The sequence below is a fragment of the Halorubrum sp. Eb13 genome, assembly GCF_002252895.1.
Classification (GTDB): domain Archaea; phylum Halobacteriota; class Halobacteria; order Halobacteriales; family Haloferacaceae; genus Halorubrum.
The window spans coordinates 1-529 of sequence record NZ_NHPE01000073.1 but is presented as its reverse complement, the minus strand read 5'-3'; the positions used below and the strand labels follow the sequence as shown (position 1 = coordinate 529).

Below are 529 nucleotides of genomic sequence, written 5' to 3'. Positions count from 1 at the left end.
CGGCGCCGACGACGCTGAACACGGCGCTGACGGAGACGGCCTTGGCCGTCGTCGCCCACAGCTCGGTCCCCGTCACGCCCTGCTGGATGAGGAAGGTGTCCGGCGCGTCGAACAGCACCGCGAGGACGGTCACGGACCCGAACGCGACGATCATCAGCGACACGAACCGAGCGGGGATCCCCGCGATCTCCTTTTCCACCTCGGGGTCGCGGTCGGTGTCCGCCCGGTAGAGCGCGGCGTAGCCGATCAACGCGACGAGCCCGGCGGTCAGTGCCCCTTGGACCGCGTTCATGCCCGCGGCCAAGTCCCACACCTCTCCGGTGACGACGAACGGGCCCGCGAGGAGGAAGCCGCCGACCGCCTGCTGTGCGGAGTCCGCGATCCGGAACTTCGGCCGACGGAGGCTCCGCGGGCGCTTCATACTCCCCGAAGGGACGGCAGTCGATAAAACACCGACGCTTCTTCGGACGCGTCTCGCGCGCCGCCCTCGAACGCGACGAGTCCCGCGGCCCCTCCGAACCGGTTTTCA

Annotated in this window: 1 protein-coding gene; it reads right to left on the bottom strand. The window is 69.9% G+C overall.

All coding sequences use genetic code 11. The features are described 5' to 3' along the window. A partial coding sequence (locus DJ75_RS08490; protein ID WP_094524068.1) for a DUF2391 domain-containing protein occupies positions 1-421 on the bottom strand: 421 nt, incomplete at its 3' end. Positions 422-529 lie beyond the last annotated feature (108 nt).